This is a genomic window from Chitinophaga fulva (assembly GCF_012927205.1).
GTDB classification, from domain to species: Bacteria; Bacteroidota; Bacteroidia; order Chitinophagales; family Chitinophagaceae; genus Chitinophaga; species Chitinophaga fulva.
In genome coordinates this window covers 1,494,909-1,511,523 of record NZ_JABBGC010000001.1, presented here as the reverse complement: position 1 = coordinate 1,511,523, position 16,615 = coordinate 1,494,909, and the positions used below count along the sequence as shown (strand labels likewise).

The 16,615-nt window shown below is 45.2% G+C and carries 16 protein-coding genes; 11 read left to right on the top strand and 5 right to left on the bottom strand.

The genetic code is table 11. The features are described from left to right. Positions 1-13 precede the first annotated feature (13 nt). The 6 genes from HHL17_RS06400 (at position 14) to HHL17_RS06375 (ending at position 5,105) form a co-directional block, all read left to right on the top strand. Positions 14-910: a glycerophosphodiester phosphodiesterase family protein gene (locus tag HHL17_RS06400; RefSeq protein ID WP_169223925.1), complete on the top strand. Its 897-nt coding sequence runs from the start codon at positions 14-16 to the stop codon at positions 908-910. A gap of 523 nt (positions 911-1,433) precedes the next feature. After that, complete coding sequence (locus tag HHL17_RS06395) at positions 1,434-1,964, top strand: OmpA family protein (RefSeq protein ID WP_169223924.1); 531 nt, start codon at positions 1,434-1,436, stop codon at positions 1,962-1,964. Between the two features lie 130 nt (positions 1,965-2,094). Further along, positions 2,095-2,730 (top strand): flavin reductase family protein, encoded by a 636-nt coding sequence (locus tag HHL17_RS06390; protein ID WP_169223923.1) that lies wholly within the window; start codon positions 2,095-2,097, stop codon positions 2,728-2,730. Between the two features lie 193 nt (positions 2,731-2,923). Next, positions 2,924-3,469, top strand: a complete 546-nt coding sequence (locus HHL17_RS06385; RefSeq protein ID WP_169223922.1) for a hypothetical protein — start codon at positions 2,924-2,926, stop codon at positions 3,467-3,469. A gap of 131 nt (positions 3,470-3,600) precedes the next feature. Next, on the top strand, positions 3,601-4,335 hold the full coding sequence (locus HHL17_RS06380; protein WP_169223921.1) for a hypothetical protein: 735 nt from the start codon (positions 3,601-3,603) through the stop codon (positions 4,333-4,335). 128 nt (positions 4,336-4,463) lie between these two features. After that, complete coding sequence (locus HHL17_RS06375) at positions 4,464-5,105, top strand: hypothetical protein (RefSeq protein ID WP_169223920.1); 642 nt, start codon at positions 4,464-4,466, stop codon at positions 5,103-5,105. A 118-nt stretch (positions 5,106-5,223) separates the two neighbouring features. Here the strand turns inward: HHL17_RS06375 and HHL17_RS06370 are convergent, their stop codons facing one another. Further along, the gene (locus tag HHL17_RS06370) at positions 5,224-5,769 is read right to left on the bottom strand and encodes an SRPBCC family protein (RefSeq protein ID WP_169223919.1); all 546 of its coding nucleotides are present in this window, start codon (positions 5,767-5,769) and stop codon (positions 5,224-5,226) included. A gap of 442 nt (positions 5,770-6,211) precedes the next feature. Here HHL17_RS06370 and HHL17_RS06365 point away from each other — a divergent pair, with 442 nt between their 5' ends. From HHL17_RS06365 to HHL17_RS06355, 3 genes are all read left to right on the top strand, one after another. Next, positions 6,212-6,499, top strand: coding sequence for a hypothetical protein (locus HHL17_RS06365; RefSeq protein ID WP_169223918.1), 288 nt, complete (start codon positions 6,212-6,214; stop codon positions 6,497-6,499). Positions 6,500-6,554: 55 nt separating this feature from the next. Further along, entirely contained in the window at positions 6,555-7,391 is an 837-nt protein-coding gene (locus tag HHL17_RS06360; protein ID WP_169223917.1) for a GLPGLI family protein, read from the top strand. An 80-nt stretch (positions 7,392-7,471) separates the two neighbouring features. Next, positions 7,472-10,078, top strand: a complete 2,607-nt coding sequence (locus tag HHL17_RS06355) for a carboxypeptidase-like regulatory domain-containing protein (protein ID WP_206155921.1) — start codon at positions 7,472-7,474, stop codon at positions 10,076-10,078. Positions 10,079-10,164: 86 nt separating this feature from the next. Here HHL17_RS06355 and HHL17_RS06350 read toward each other — a convergent pair whose 3' ends face one another. From HHL17_RS06350 to HHL17_RS06340, 3 genes are all read right to left on the bottom strand, one after another. Next, entirely contained in the window at positions 10,165-11,628 is a 1,464-nt protein-coding gene (locus tag HHL17_RS06350) for a cytochrome c family protein (RefSeq protein ID WP_169223915.1), read from the bottom strand. 104 nt (positions 11,629-11,732) lie between these two features. After that, positions 11,733-13,700, bottom strand: coding sequence for a hypothetical protein (locus HHL17_RS06345; protein WP_206155920.1), 1,968 nt, complete (start codon positions 13,698-13,700; stop codon positions 11,733-11,735). Positions 13,701-14,163: 463 nt separating this feature from the next. Continuing rightward, entirely contained in the window at positions 14,164-15,087 is a 924-nt protein-coding gene (locus tag HHL17_RS06340) for a quinone oxidoreductase family protein (RefSeq protein ID WP_169223914.1), read from the bottom strand. A gap of 136 nt (positions 15,088-15,223) precedes the next feature. Here HHL17_RS06340 and HHL17_RS06335 point away from each other — a divergent pair, with 136 nt between their 5' ends. Beyond that, entirely contained in the window at positions 15,224-15,673 is a 450-nt protein-coding gene (locus HHL17_RS06335) for a winged helix-turn-helix transcriptional regulator (RefSeq protein WP_169223913.1), read from the top strand. A 21-nt stretch (positions 15,674-15,694) separates the two neighbouring features. Further along, positions 15,695-15,826, top strand: a complete 132-nt coding sequence (locus HHL17_RS33705) for a hypothetical protein (protein ID WP_262889022.1) — start codon at positions 15,695-15,697, stop codon at positions 15,824-15,826. A 109-nt stretch (positions 15,827-15,935) separates the two neighbouring features. Here HHL17_RS33705 and HHL17_RS06330 read toward each other — a convergent pair whose 3' ends face one another. Next, positions 15,936-16,559, bottom strand: coding sequence for a hypothetical protein (locus HHL17_RS06330; RefSeq protein ID WP_240975102.1), 624 nt, complete (start codon positions 16,557-16,559; stop codon positions 15,936-15,938). Between the last annotated feature and the right edge of the window lie 56 nt (positions 16,560-16,615).

Here is a 16,615-nt window from a genome sequence, read left to right as displayed (position 1 = left end):
AAACATAATTGAGATGAAACGCATCCTTATTTTATTGCTGGGAGGAAGTCTCCTCGGATTTAGCAGCAACGCCCAACAGAAAACAGATGTACAGGCCCACCGCGGCGGTATGGGACTGATGCCGGAAAACACTATTCCTGCCATGCTGAATGCTGTCAAACTGGGTGCCCGCACGCTGGAGCTGGACTGTATCATCACAGCAGACAATAAGGTGGTCGTATCGCATGATGCCTATATGTCAGCAGAGTTCATGCGCAAACCCGACGGCAGCGATATCACCAAAGAAGAGCAGAAGAAACTGGCGCTGTATTCCATGACTTATGACAGCATCCGTAAATATGATGCCGGTACCAAACCGCATCCGCGTTTTCCGCAGCAGCAGAAAATGAATGTGCATCGTCCGCTGCTGACCGATCTGATCGACAGCGTGGAAGCCTATGTCAAACAACATCATCTGAAACCGGTGTATTATAACATGGAGACAAAATCTTCCCCCGATGGTGATGGCGTTTACAACCCCGCTCCGGATGTATTCGTCGAACGGGTGATGGCAGTCATTAACCAGAAAAAAATCGCTGCCAGGGTGACCATACAATCTTTCGACATCAGAACATTACAGGTACTGCATAAAAAATGGCCTAAACAAACAACTGCACTGCTGATCGGTAACCTGCAATCATTCGAAGCCAACATCGCAGAACTGGGATTTGTACCGGATATCTACAGCCCCAATTTTAAGCTGGTGACACCAGCGCTGATAAAAGAAGCACACGCGAAGAAAGTACAGGTACTGCCCTGGACAGTAGATGAAGAGGCCGATCTGCAACAGTTGTTGTCATTAGGGGTAGATGGTATCATCACCAATTATCCTGACAGACTGATTAAAATCGTAGGCAGCTATCAACGTTAATTATTTTTTTCTCCCTGTGGCGGATTCCGGATATAGACTCCCGGAATCCGTCACCACCCGATACGCAGGCAGTAGAAGCCCCGAGATGTGTAGCACGCCCCACCACCACAAGATGTGCCATGTAGCCCCAGGTACGATGCATACAGCACAAAGCCTCCCTGATGTATAACAGTCATCCGCCACGATGCATACCATGTGCCCAACAACATATATATTCCGATACATCCTGTTTCAACAAAATGTGTTTTACTATTGTTATCTAGTAACAATCTTCTTTTATTCCTCGAATGGAACAACTATAGTGGCAGGGAAAATTTCCGTTTGACAAGCTGATTAAACGCTATCCGTTTATAACAATTTAACGAGGCATGGGAAGGTTGTGAAAAGGGAGCTATCATAAAACGAGTCATAAGAACCGGTAAATAATTCTCTTACATATATTTTTAATCAGATATTAAAGAATATCATCACAACAAATTGATAATCTGAAATTTAGATACCTTTGCAGCCAAATAAACAGGATATGAAAAGAATGTTAATGACCTCACGTTACTGGGTATACGCTTTGCTGGCCGTTACTTTTATGGCTTCCTGCGCATCATCAAAGAAAAGTGCCAGTCCGCATGCTTACATGACCAAACAGTACAAAGAACTGAAGAATGTGTTGAATGAAGCGGAAGTAAGTATTATCAAAGACAGTTTGAAAGTAATCTTTCCTAATAATGTATTGTTCGCTTCTTCCTCTGATGAGCTGAAACCTGAGATCAAACCAACATTTGGTCATTTTGCTGATGTATTGAACAAATACAACAAGACCAAAATCCTGATAACAGGCCACACAGACAGTACTGGTTCTGCCAGTTACAACCGGGAATTATCTGAGAAACGCGCCATACGCGCCAAAGACCTTCTCAGTGAGTTCAAAGTAAACAACGACCGGATGTTTACCTGGGGCCTGGCAGACCGCGATCCGATTGCCTCCAACAGCACAGAAGAAGGCAAAGCCAGAAACAGGCGGGTGGAATTTGTGATCCTCTACGACGTAAAAGATTAACGATATTATGGGATATCCAGGGCCGCATCCAAACGGATGCGGCTTTTTTTATGCCCCATCCGGAAACACAAGAAACGGGTTTTCACTGCTGATGCAAAGCGGCAACTTTGACTGTATAAATAAACATGTTATGCATATAGACAGTCATCCGGCAATCCTTTATTTCGGCACACCAGTGGTGCTGATCAGCACTATTAATGAGGACGGCAGTTATAACCTGGCACCGATGTCATCTGCCTTCTGGCTGGGATGGCGTTGTATGATTGGGTTGGGCAGCACCTCCCAGACAGCACAAAACCTGGTCCGTACCCGGGAATGTGTATTGAACCTGCCTTCCATAGCAGAAGCGGCGGCCGTTGACCGGCTGGCGCTGACCACCGGAGCCGATCCTGTACCGGAGAAGAAACAGCAGCGGGGCTACCGGCATGTAAAAGAAAAATTCGCGCTGGCCGGATTTACGCCAACCGTTTCTTCAACAGTAGCTGCACCAGGAGCCGCAGAATGCCCGGTACAGCTGGAAGCCACTGTGATAGCCCAGCACCGCCTTGCTCAGGATGATCCGGCGCAACATGGCAGGATTATCACCTTCGAACTGAAAATCATGCGTGTACACCTTGATACGTCTATCCTGATGGATGGGCAGCCGGACAGAGTAGACCCAGACAAATGGCGCCCATTAATCATGAGTTTTCAGCATTTTTATGGCCTGGGCGACAAGGTATTTCCTTCCACCCTGGCACAGATACCAGAGCGGTTGTACCGTTAATCCGTTGCCATCAGTTGGAAAAGCGGAAGCAAAGCATCCACACGGGTGATCGGAGCCTGCGGTCTGTTGTATTATCTTCGGAGAAAATAACAGGTAGCAGCGCTCCTGTTCCCTTACCGCAGTACAAACAACAATATCCATAGGCCATCTGTTAAAGTAAGGGATTCCCTGATCATTTAAACATGCGATCACCATGAAAAAACTTTTGTTCTTACTGTTAATGATGCCAGCTTTCAGCATTGCGCAACAAACGGACAAACTGCTGTATGGTTATGCTTACGGCATGATACACGACGGCGCCTTCGGTGGCGGTCTCGCCGGCAATGTGGAACTATGGAACCTTGTCAACATCGGGCCGGCAGTAGAGCTGACATCTTTTGATGGTCATACCATGATCCCGGTGTTCCTGGACCTGAAAATCAAATACCGGCTGGAAAACTGGTCCCCCTATGTTGCCGGTCAGTTTGGCTACAACAACTACAATGTCAAACAAATACAAAATCTGACAGCCCCATCCGGCATTCAGCAGATGACCACTTTTAATGAAACAGGCAAATATTTCTGGGGTGTGGGAGCCGGTATCATCCGGCATTTCAAACAGTTCGGCGTATATGCGTCTTATTTATACCGTGGTTATACCTACAAATATCCTCCTGACATTAAAATAAATGATGAGATAGTAAATATCTCAGACAAAATGGTGAGTACCAACGTGTTCATTCTCGGCGTCACATTTTAGGCAATGACAGCCTGTAACCCCACAGCAATTGACGCTCAATAGCAGTTTTAGTTTGTAGCATTGTGTGATTTTTGAAACCCACTTGTCTGGCCCGTTCAGGCGAGTAATAACCTTCACCCAAAATCTTACCAATGAGACACACCAAAACCCTCGTTAACTCAGCTATTGTTCTGCTGTTAACCATCACCATTCAGTACGGTTGTAAAAAAGCGGACCAACCTGCTGTAGCCCCTGAAACACCCGCGCAACAACTTGTTGAAGATCACCTTACCATCACACCAGAAAGGCAAAAGATCATCGACCTCTTCAACAAAAACAAAAATGCCAGAGGCGAAGCCACTGGCCTCGTAGCAGCTGCCGCCTACCGTAATTTTACTGTTAACTATTATGGCACCGTGCCTAATGACATCAAGACATTGGTAAATGGAGAAATCGATCAATTGTACAACACCAGCACAACCAGTACTACCAAATCAAGGATGACCAACTGTCCCATCAATGTGTACAATGCTCCCGGTCAGGGCGACCTGTTTTACACTAACGGCAACGTTTATATTGTAAACTTCAGTGTTTACCGGAGCGTACATACCGGACCAGGTAACGTTATCTTCCATGAACTGTTCCACTACCTGCACGACAATTGGGTATCAGGCGGTTTCAACAATTCCACCATCTATAATCTGTGGCAGAATTGTCGTTCCTCCAACGTTTATCCAGCAGGATCCTATGTATTGAGCAATCAGGCAGAATACTTTGCAGTGTCAGCAGAAGCTAAATACTGCAACACGAACCGTCCGCCTTACAATGCCAGCACATTAGCCGGTTCCGATCCTAACTGCAGCAACTACCTGTCATCTAATTTCTAAGCACACCATTATTCACTGGTCCCCGCTATGGCTCAAAGGCAGCTGTCATGGCGGGGGCCATTTATTTTTATATGCTTACAGGCTATTTTGATTATTTTGCAAACTGTCCCAATAGCTTACAAATACCTATGTTTAACTTCTTTCGTAAAAAAGCTGCCCCTATAAAAGCCGTGAGCATCCCTGATTTAGGATGGGAGAAGGTACGAGATACCTCCGGTATTATTCACTGGGTCAATCCAGAACAAAGTATATCCGTTTCCGTTAATTATTTTGATCTTCCGCCGGACCTGCCTTCCGCAAAGGATCTATCTGTCATCCGGCAGTTTTTCCGGTCTTCCGTGGCGCAGGCAGGGGGAGGTATCATCGCTGTGGACCTGTCCCATCACCAACACATCCCATTGGTAAGCACCCTGTTTAAATTCCCGCAGCAGCCCAACGGCATTACTTACATCGCGTCAGTCATTATTCCTTTTAAGGAATGCAGCTATGTACTGAAAGTAACAGCCGTTGAAGCAGGGCATACCGGCATGCGGGAAGCCATGGTAATGGATATGCTGTCAAAAAGCGGTTTTGATACAGATCTATTATCAGCTGACCCTTATGAACCGGGTTTTCGGGAAGGGGTGGTCATGAATGCTACAGAAAAGCCGGAATATGATACCATGTTTCCGTCGCACCACCTGTCACAGGCACGACAGCTGATCGCGCGGATTACGCAGGAAATGGTATTGCAACCGGTCATTTTCCAGTTGCCACCATTTGAGCAATAAAAGGACAAAACAGCAATAACTCCGTTTTGTCCTTCTATGTCCGGGAAACAAACAAGTTCTACACCTGGCTGTTACGGGAACAAATGCCATTCAACATATGTCCGGTGCGGTGGCATTTTTACACGTTACCCACGGCGGCATTGAACTTCTCCTCATCTGTGGTCATCGGTCTTCCAGTCTTGTTGGGCTGTCCTTTCCCGGTGGTAATGAGGCTATGCAAGCTTCCCTGAATATAATGGCTCCAGCCATTAATGCAAACGTCGTAACATTCATAATCGGGGACCAGTCCATCATGCGTGAAGCGCAACCGGGTTTTTCCATTCTCCCTTGTGATATCAAAGACTACGTGGGTATCTACCCATTCTGCTTTATCGTTTTCAAAGCCATCATGCTTTGCATGTCCGCCGGCAGCCTCATCGAAGAGCCCGGGTTTGAAAGCATTTTCCAGTACCAGCCAGACAACCCTCTTGTCGGGAACCGACTCCGTTAACTTCATTTTCGAACGGTGGATGTCCTCAAAATGATAATCGAAGACGTCACCAGCTTTACTCGTCGCGCCTTCGATCTCCTCTGACCACCAGGCACGGGGATTAATAACGGCTTCGTATACATCTGAAGGTGATTGGTCCAGCAACAGGGTAACTGTGAAACTTTGATTTGACATAACTATATGATTTGTTTTGTTAATGAATACGGGTTTTGTTCAAATGCGTAACCGATCGGTTACCAAATAAAGCAAAAAAAATGCTCATTTTTCAGCATGTTTTCTTTTTTACACTTTACAAATTCAAAATTATCACCTAAATATCATTCGCAACCGGTGCTTAACGGACATTCTTACAGGGCGAATTGGACATTTATTAATTATTCATGCATGAAGCCCACAAAAGCTTAAAATAACGTCACCCTTACCCCCAGGCCGCGGGAAGTTTTATTCAAACACCTCGAATATTGCTCCATCTCCGGCAAATATTGATCGGCCCCTTATTCCTCCGCTGACTGCTGTTTCTTGCATCAAAATAGTTACTGATTGGAAAATTGATCACTTTAAACCATCCTCCATTTCTGAATTATTGAATCACTTTTTAAAAAATAAAAATCGAATTATGAAAAAGACATTATTAGCCATCGCACTTTTCGCTGTAAGCATGGGCGCTTTCGCCAAAGGCACAAAAGCCAAAGAAACAGCTCCCAAAGTAATAGAAATGAATGTTAACAACACAAAAATAACTGTCAGCACCAAAAAGAGCGCGCTTGCTTCAGACGGTTTCGGCTTCCGCGACGGCTGTGGAAACATCCTAATCGTGTATGTATCCGGCGGCACTTTCAACCAAAGAGGCCATGCTGCGTTCCTTTATGCACAGAGCCACATGGATGCCAACGGATGCTTCTAGTTAAAAAATAGGATATAGGAGGATGGTTTTTCCTGTTCACATCAAATGAAAATATATGCGTTTGTATTTAAAATTATTTGCGGCAGTCGTGTTACTACACACTTTTTATTCATTTAAGAATGTATCGCCTCCACCCGTCAGTGCTGCATTCTATAGTTTATCCCATATCCGGGACACCGCAGACCCCACACATGTCTGGAACGAGGATTTTATGCTTGTCTTTAATCCAGAGAAAAGCGTATATACCAGCTACACCGCTTTAGTGCAGGACTCAGCCCAACAAGCAACAATAAAACAGGCCTACAGCGCTACCGGAGGAACGATAGACATGGGAGTATTACGACCATCCACGCGCGGCAATATCTATACACCAGCAGGTAATGATTTCTTATACATTCTTAAAAACTTCAGGCAGAACGATTACCTGATCAGGGAGTCCTTTGAAAATATTGCCTGGAAGATCGAAAAAGACACCAAACAGCTTTTGGGATATACCTGCCAGAAAGCAACAGGCACCTGCAAAGGAAGGGCATATACCGCCTGGTTCACTACCGACATCCCTGCAAAATTCGGTCCCTGGAAATTGCATGGCCTGCCCGGCCTCATCCTGGAAGCCACTGACAGTAATAAACGGATACAATTTACCTGTACCAAAATACTGCTGGATGTTCCGCCATCGCACCAATCGCTTCTGGCTTTCCCGGCAGATGCCGTTGCTACCACAACTGAAGCATACCGCAAAATGGAAAAAGCCTATGAAGAAGGGTTAAATACCAATGGTGGTACCGATAGCGAAATAAAAGTCTCCAAAGTAACAGTAAACGGATTCCCTCTCACTGGCAGCTTCAGGAAAAAAATGGCACCCAATTATCCGCTTGAACTAGAAAAATAGCCTTTCTCTTGTATCCAAAGCATCTATTTATACTTTTGCTGCTTGTCTTTCCGGTTAAGCTGCTATTGTCTCAAAACACGGTGTCAGTCCGTGGTTTTGTAAAAGGTAGCAGCGGTGCACCGGTTGCCGGCGCAGCAGTGTCTGTTGTCACCGAAAATGGCGCCGGCCTGGTATTCGGGCAATCTGACACGAAAGGGTTTTTCGATTGCAAATTTGAAAGCAGCAAAGAAAAGGTATTCATCAAAATAACAGCCATGGGGTACTTTCCGGCCACAGTACCTATAGCCGTCACCGTTACAGAAGCGTATAATGTAACACTCAACAAGCGCCCGACTGAATTGCCGGAAGTAACCGTAAAATCAAATAAAAAAATATCACTTTCCAGTGATACGCTAAAATACAACGTCAACGCATTTAAAGACAAAAATGACCGCGTCATTGGTGATCTTATAGGGCGGCTTCCCGGCATACAGATAGATGAGAAAGGCGCTATCAGCTATAACGGGAAACCCATTACCAACGTATATATTGACGGCAATAATATCCTGGACGGAAGGTATAGAATAGCCACCGACAATGTTCCTGTAGATGCCGTAACACAGGTGCAGGTAATAGAACGCGATCAACCTATCAAGGCGCTGAACGGCTATGTGGTGGCCAATAACACTTCACTCAACCTACAGCTGGCGAAGGCAGCGAAAGCCACATTTGTCAACAATGCCGTTGCAGGCGCAGGAAATGAAAGCTATGTCGGAGAGCTTAGCAGCCTTATGTTCAAAAGGAAAATTCTATCTATCAATACACTTAAAACAAACAATACCGGTAAAAACCTGCTCAACGAAAACGAAGAGGTAGGGGTATCTTTCGACAATAATGAAGCTACGCTAAAAAAATCTCAGTCTTACCTTTCTATGGGGAGCGAAACGGCGCCAGCCATGATGGATGAAAAGTACTATTTAAAAAATAATGACAATGCCATCAATACCCACACCTTGTTCAAACTAAAGCAGGATTGGGGTCTACGGATAAACATCGCTGGTCTTCAGCTGAAAAGAAAATACGGGACCGATATTTCAACCAGCTATTTTTTTCCTGGTGCAGACACCATTAGCTATGATGAAAAACAGGATAACATATATCAGCTTCATCAATGGCAGATAGGCGCACAACTTGAAAAAAACAGTAAAAGCGCCTATGTAAAATCTATCTCCAGGCTGGACATACCCAAATGGGACCGGACCGGCGCCACTATTCAAAACGGCCAGATGTTAAACCAAAGGCAGCCAACGAAGAATACTTCCATCAGCAATGAGACGGTCCTCATTAAAGCGCTGGGCACCCAAAACATACTTCAATATTCATCTATACTACAGTATTACACCGCTAACGAAAATTTAACCGTTTTGCCAGGGGTACATAAAGACATCATAAATGATAGTATAGATTACATCAAATTAGATCAGCAGGTACATTCGACCAACACTTACATTGACCAGTCTGTTACCTTCAAGACCAAACTCTCCCAGTGGGTCTTTTCTGTATCTGCCGGCTTGTCTTATCACGCCAACCGGCTTCAAACCGACCTGTATAAAACAGACAGTTCTTATGCAGCAACTGCAGCAGGACCGTCATTTAAAAACGATATTGCCTTTCACACGCGGATGCTGTATGGAAAACTGTCAGCGATATATCCCTTGAAAAAAGGCTCTTTTACAATAGCCACAACGCCTGGTTATTGCCGGGTGGATTATACACTCCCCACTGGTGCTGCCATTGAAAAAAGTTACTTTCTGCTAAACCCGCTGGCACAGTTCACCACCAAAACCGGTAGATATGGGGAGGTTTCCGCCAGGTACGCACAGCAGGCAATGCCGGGCCAGGTAAGTGATATTTATACCGGCAGTATCCTGGAAAACTACCGGTCTTTTAATGCCAACACCACTCCATTGCCAAAGACGGATATGAATAGTTATAGCTTCCGGTATAGCTATCGCCAACCGCTTCAGATTCTCTTTTACTATATTAACCTATCCTACAACAGGACCCGTCAAAACTACATCAAGGCCTATACGCTGGATAGTGGCATCACAAGATCTACCGCGATGGATTTTAAAAATATTGCAGACGGGTATACGCTGGGTAGTGGCGTATCCAAATATATTTTTGGTATAGCGGCCAGTGTATCGGCGAATGGCAGTGCTGGATTGCAAAAAGGCAACAATTACTATAATAACGCTATTCTGGCCTATCATGCCTATAACGCGAGCCTGTCGGTTTCTGCAGAAAAGAAACTGTTTCAAAAGGGTACACTTTCCCTTACAGGCGAAAAGCGGCTGTTTATCAATGAGCAGGGCAAAGGCAATAAAGCGGAGTCAAAAAACCGTACAGCGCTTACCCGGCTTAATGCCAAGTGGCGTCAACAGTTAAACGACCGGCTCTCTTACAATGCTTCCTATCAACTGGTTGCTTACCATCAATCGGGTTGGCAGCCTGTTAACAGCCATTTTTTAGATGCGGAAATCAGGTATGCCTTGCCAAAGCAAAAAAGTTATTTTGAGTTTCAATGTACAAACCTGCTCAACCAGAGATTGTACACACAAGTAAGTACAACGGCCGGCCAGGTAAGCACAGCTGTAGTGCCGTTGCGGCAGCGAACTTTCCTGTTGCGGTACGTATTTACATTTTAAAGTATGGGCATAGAAAAACGAGGAAGCCTTACAGTAAAGAGCTGTAAGGCTTCCTCCGTTTGGTAGTTGAGAATCGCTGCAAGAAATTATCGTTTTTTCTTAGCCTTTAGTGAGGGGTATTGAGCGGCAGATATTGCGAAACTAAAATCGCCGAAGATATTATTGTTCACGGAATCTGCCGGATAAGACGCAATGGTACTGTATTTATGACAGCTAAAGCAGGTGTTGGTCGTTTGCACATAGCTCTCCAGGGTGGTATTGGCCACTATATGGGCACCACTCAGCATAGCGGACGTATTTAGCGGAAACGGCGCCTGAATGGGCGTTGTCTTGTCTGGCTGCAACGTTTGTGACCAGATAACGTCTACCAGTTCATAATACTGAAAAACAGATTTAGGATAAAACTTCCTGATATTGCTTTGCATACTATCGTTGATAGGTACGGCATCTGTCGGATCGATCGGGTTTAACCGGGCAACCTGTATAGGTACCGGTGCCGCCTGTGACAGGTAATAGGGGGGCGAAATATTGGTTGTACAACTCACGGTTGCCGTACCTCCTCCATTCAGGTTTACCTGGCGGGGCGTACAATTCGCGCTATAGAAATTATATCCGTATGGCGGAGTTGTTTTACTGTTGGCGTCTGGCACATTATCTACCTGTTCAAAAGTAGCCCATACCCAGGTGGGTTGATTCTGTGTTTTATGCAGGATATGCAAGCCAACCAACGCTACCGTGGTTTCTCTTAGTTTCCCCGTGGCAGAATCAAATACTGTAGCCTGGGAGAGTTTATATCGCTGCCATTTAGGTGATTGAATGCTATCCACTTCCATCCATGCGGCTTTTACTTCTATAGCCCCTACAGGGCCGTTATACACACCTTGCGGGAAATTAAGCGGGACGCCGTTTTTCGCCGAATCATGCTGTGTGACGGCATTGTAATAGCCGTTCCTGATGACAAAATCATAATAATCTTTATTCAGCTTGATCTCATACCATACATTGGTGTTATTCTGAGCGCCCAGCCAGTTGGGCTTGCCAAAAGGCGCTGCCTGATCAGGGTCCATGCCAAACGTGGTATCGAGCGCAAACTTGGTGGTGAAAGTTAAAAGTTTCGTTTTAGTTGGGTTCATCAACAATTTTTGTGTTTTAAACCTGGCGGCATACTTCGGAGAAACAAGCGTACCCCAGGAAGATGGCCTTGCTCCGTCTGGTGGGAATAGCACCTCTATGGGCATATATTTTTCCCAGCTGACAGGTGTAGTGTCCCCGGGAGCTCCAAAATACCCGGAGGGGTTAACCGGCCAGTTCAAAGAAATGAACTCCTGCCAGGCAAAACAATTTGCCTGGGATTGATTATTAAATGCCGGGAGATCGCCAGGCACCTGGTTGTTGAATTGAATGACAATATTGTAAAGAGGAGAATTAGCGTTACAGTTGCAGGTGTTCATTGACCGCAGCGCATTTCCCGGCTTGAAAGCTGTTATAAAGTGTTGGGTGATAAATAAAACCGCACCAGTGATAATGAAGATAGTAACAGATCTTTTCATTTTTGCAGGATTTAAATGAGGGAGTGCTTATAACCAGAGAGGCACACATTAAGCATATGTGCCTCTCTCATTTATCGATCTGACAACGTGATGTTTCACATCATTCAGCTCACACCAATGACAACGGAGATAGACCCTATGTTATCCGTTAATCCGGCGCCATATTGTCCGTTCAGATCATCATTGATACATAATTGTATCTCGCCGCTAAGGTTGGCGGGAACGGTAGCGTTCATGCCAACCAGGAAAACGGTACTGCCTACTCTGCCTATGAGTGCGCCTTCATTCTGTCCAGGCATCGTGTAGCCTTGCTTGGCGGGGATGAAGACCGGATTACCGGCGGCATCGTACAGCTGGCCTCCGTTATCCTGCGGGTTGGCGGTCCACAAGCCCGATGCATATTTTATGGTGGCCTTATTGGCTGCGGTGAGCACTACACCGGTATTCTGCCATGCAATATTGGCCTGTACCGTTACGGGCGACACCATAAACAGCGCAGGCATAGCTGCCTGACGTTGCTGGCCAACATTGGTAACAAAAACACCATGTTGCCCGGGTGTTGCATTGGCGCCAACGGCAACCGTGATATACAACGCTGTATTAGTACTGGGCTGGCTGTTACCCGGTATAGCATAGGTAACATTTTCTTTTACAGCAGTTACCTGCGCAGTGATATTGGGATCGTCGAAGGTAACCGAAGGATAGGTGGCCGGCTGGTTCTCCTTCGCGGTGCAGGTGCCCACCACCACTACCATGCTGGCAGCTGTAGTACCAACATTAATGTATGAAGGCACATACGTACTGTTACTTAATAATGGAATGGGATTGTTAACCGGGTTAGGAACATTGGTGTTATATAAAGTATCAAAATAGTTTTTGTAAAAGAGCTGAAGCGGTTGTGCAAATGTTTGGGCAGGAGGGGTATCACCTACCGGTTCATATCCCTGGGGAGTGGTACCCTGATAAGCACTGGCAACAATTTGCATTTTGAAGGTGTATGCCACCTGGGATCCCCAGTTGATAGGCACATTTGAAATAGTAATATCGCCTACTGTATAACCTTTACTGGCCGGCACTTCATACACAGCATGCAGGATAAAATTGCCGGGCAGGGGGTTACCAGACTGGTCAGTGAGCGTTTTGCTGCCACGTTTAATTGTCCAGAAAGTGGACGGATCGGTGCCATCAGGTGTTTTGTAGGCGGAGAAATTCGGCATTTGAATGTAGAGCCCCGGAGGATCTGCCAGGGTCACCATAAAGCCTTGCGTAACGAAATTATTGACGGTACCGCCTATATTAGGGTCGCTGTTACGGTACCGCTGACCAAACTGGCCCACACAAATTAAATTGTTGAATTGTGCAGATGGCCACATCGTATTGGTAGTAGGCGGTGGAGGTGGCGGGTTGAAGCGCTGGATGCCGGATGTGGTGGCCAGGCCTATTTCGGTTTGTATGGTGTTGGGCGTACTGGTCAGATGTATGGCGCCACCTGTAGTGGTGTTAGATACTGTTCCGCTGTTCCATTTGTTCAATGGGTTGTATACCGGCTGATTGGTGATGGGATTCACGATACCAGATACTGACAGGTCCTGCAAAGTGATCTGAGGCTTATCCAGGATAGTCTGATACAGTGCCAGTACCTTGTTGGGGTCCACCATCCACAAGGTGTTCCAGTATTCAGGGTTTTCGCAGGTGAAGTCAATCCGCGTAATTTTTCCCGCAGCATTCCGGGTAACAGCCCATTCACAATATTCATCCTGCCAACCTCTGGGGCCATAAGGGAAATAGGCTACGTTCTGCCCGGTACCACAGGGGTCATTAGATATTTGTCCGGGCATTGATCCGGTATCAGCCATCTGATACAACTGGTCCTGTGTTGCACTTGGGAAATTATGCTCCAGCCTTCCCGGGAACGCCAGCCATTGAATATTGGCGGCCTGGCTTGGTGGATTGTTGTCGATGGGGTTGTAATAATTGGTTGTAGGGGGTGTGTTGGTTGTATTCCAGGGATTATTCAACATGCCTTGTTGTATGAATCCATCCAGGTTGTTACTCCATAGACTGTTCATCATGTTTTGTTTTGACGGGTCACTTGCAAAATCCTGGATGTCTGCAGGTGTCCTGAATTGAAACCCCGAGGTAGTGGAGGGGGCTTTTTTTTCTGGGGCTTTTTTTTCTACACGTTGCATTTCGTTTAAGTTTTAAATGATTATTTAAAATTGTGAGGAAGCAGCGTATGTATGCGCAAGGGCCTTCGATTATTTGAGGCTTAAATATTTTTGAGGCTTAAATAAATTAAAGGGGTTCCATTTGTAGTTACAAATGTAGGGGATCAGTTGATTAAACAAACATGAATAACATTTTTTGCTGAAGTTTAATTTCAGTATATTAAAAGACAGCGAACACAAAAAAGCCTCCCGGCTATGTACCGGAGGCTTTCTATTAAATAGCCAGGGTCGGGCTTTTTACACAGACACGAATGGCTACCGGCTACATCTATACAGTAAGGATTCCTGATAAAAACAATATCCAGAATTAAACTTTCAGCACTATTTTCCCAAACACTTTACCGGACTCCAGTCTTTGATGGGCGCTGACCGCTTCTGTCAGCAGGTAAACCTTGTCAATTACCGGAGTGATTTTACCCTGTACTGCCAGCATAAATATATCTGTCATAGCAGTCATCAACAGGCTATCGGCAATGGAATTAAGACTAAGGAATGAAATTGCGAGAGATTTTTGGAACGATGTCACCATCGGCATCGCAAAATCGGGTAGAGGAAAACCACCGGCTACACCATTAAGCACATAACGGCCATTGGGCTTCAGCCTGTTAAAGAAAGATGTTACCTCATTTCCTGCAACGGTATCAATGATCACATCATACTCCTGATACCCGTTATCAAATTGCCGCACACCTAATGCTGTTAGCATGGAGCGCTTTTCAGGTGAGGTAGTTGATGCTGTTACCTGCGCACCGCCAAGCTTTGCCAACTGTGCCGTCATGGTGCCTATTCCGCCGCCGGCACCTCTCACCAATACCTGTTCCTCTTTTCCGCAGCGTCCCTGTAATAAAGAGAAATGTGCTACCAGTGCGTTAATACCCAATGCAACGGCTGCCTCTGAAGATAATGCATCAGGTATTTCAGCGATATTGGTGACATTGGCAATAAGCTGCTCTGTATAACCGCCCTTATCTACTTTGGCAAATACGCGTTTTCCTATCCATTCCGCAGCACCGTCTATAACTGTCCCTGATACCTCCACCCCCGGCACCAATCCTATCGGGGAAAGACCTGGGATTACCCCCTTTCTGAAAAATACATCTACTAATCCAACACCACAGGCTTCTACTGCTATCAGCACCTGGCCTGCACCTGCTCTAACGGGTTCAACTGTTGTTACATTCAGCTCTTCGGGCCCTCCAAATGCTTTAATACTTATTACTTTAACTGACATAATATTGGGTTTTAATCAAGCCCAAAGGTATTTCGGCAGGGGGCTGTGGCAGGCATCGGTTACCTTCAGGCAACTGATTACTGATGGGTAACCGATCAAAATAATGAATAACTTGTCAACATATTAACAGTGTTATATGAAGAAGAAAGACTGTGTTGAACAAATTGCAGAATGTTCTTATAATCGACTTGCCATTATGGATGCTGTATCTATGCTGTCGGGCAAATGGAAAATCCCGGTTTTGTGCGTATTGATGCAGCAAGGCAGCCTTTGTTTCCTGGATATTGTAAGGCATGTGCCTGGCATATCAGCCAAAACGCTGACAAAGGAATTGCGCGAAATGGAATCAAATCAACTGGTGACCCGAACGGTATTGAACACACGTCCTGTTACAGTGGAATATACATTAACAGATTACGGCAGGACATTGGAAAAAGCCATCTTCGAACTACTGGCCTGGGGACTGGTCCACAGAAAAAGATTGATTGGAAAAGATACATTGGGCGAAAAAAGCGCACATAGCTATATTTCGGAAATGCAGCAGGACTGGCCGGTGAACCGTGGCCGGCGAATCGCCATCAAATAATTTACCCTGCTAATGGGCCATATGGCAGAAAGTGATAAAAACAAACAAGGCAGCATTACTGCTGCCTTGTTCATTATTGTCGCCCTGCCTGTACAAATTTCGAACTTATTCCTGCAAGATTTAAGGCGGCTGGCGGCTTTATTGGATGATTAGTTATTGACTATCAGTCATTAATAATGGTAGTCGCGAAAATGACGGCTACCATTATTAAAATCCGATTAAATTGCACATTTTCTACATATTTCAGATTCGAGGTTTTCTCCTAGCAACCGCCTTTGCGGGGGGCACGTTTATAAATTATTTTACTATCTCGTTCTACATAGTTGCCCGATACTATTGGATATGAATACTTGGGCGCATACGATACACTATGGCTTTTTATAATTATTTTGTCGTTAACTTTCAGGCTATGCAATTGCTGAAACTCATTGCCAGAATTTTCCAGCCCAAAGCTAAGAATATAGTCGTCACCATTAATCCGGACCATCACTCCGAAACCTAATCGTGAGCCTGGCGGAAGAGAAAGAGAGGTTACAACAGCCTCCATATTGGCAGAAGCACTTATCTGGTTACTTATTTTAGCAGCACTGACAAGCACTTTTTTACCTTCGGGAGATGCTTCCCATTTTTTGAACTTTATACCATCAGGGGTAGCCTCCCATCTTTTCCTTTCGGCTTTCATTTCAGCAGCAGAGAGTGGCTTTGGGATTGATTTTTTAGAAGTTTCATTTTTGCTATCGCCAATAGCAAATACTAGTCCGCTTACCACAACCAGCGGTAAGATCAGCGCATAAATAACTTTTTTCATATTTTTTGCAGGTTTAATTAACATAGATCTATCTCCAGATAAATCAGATCCGTTTAAGGCATTTTTTTTATTTTTCATATCTTATAAAGTTGATTTCACCGAAATTAACTTCCTGTTTTTTAGCCTGGAAATCA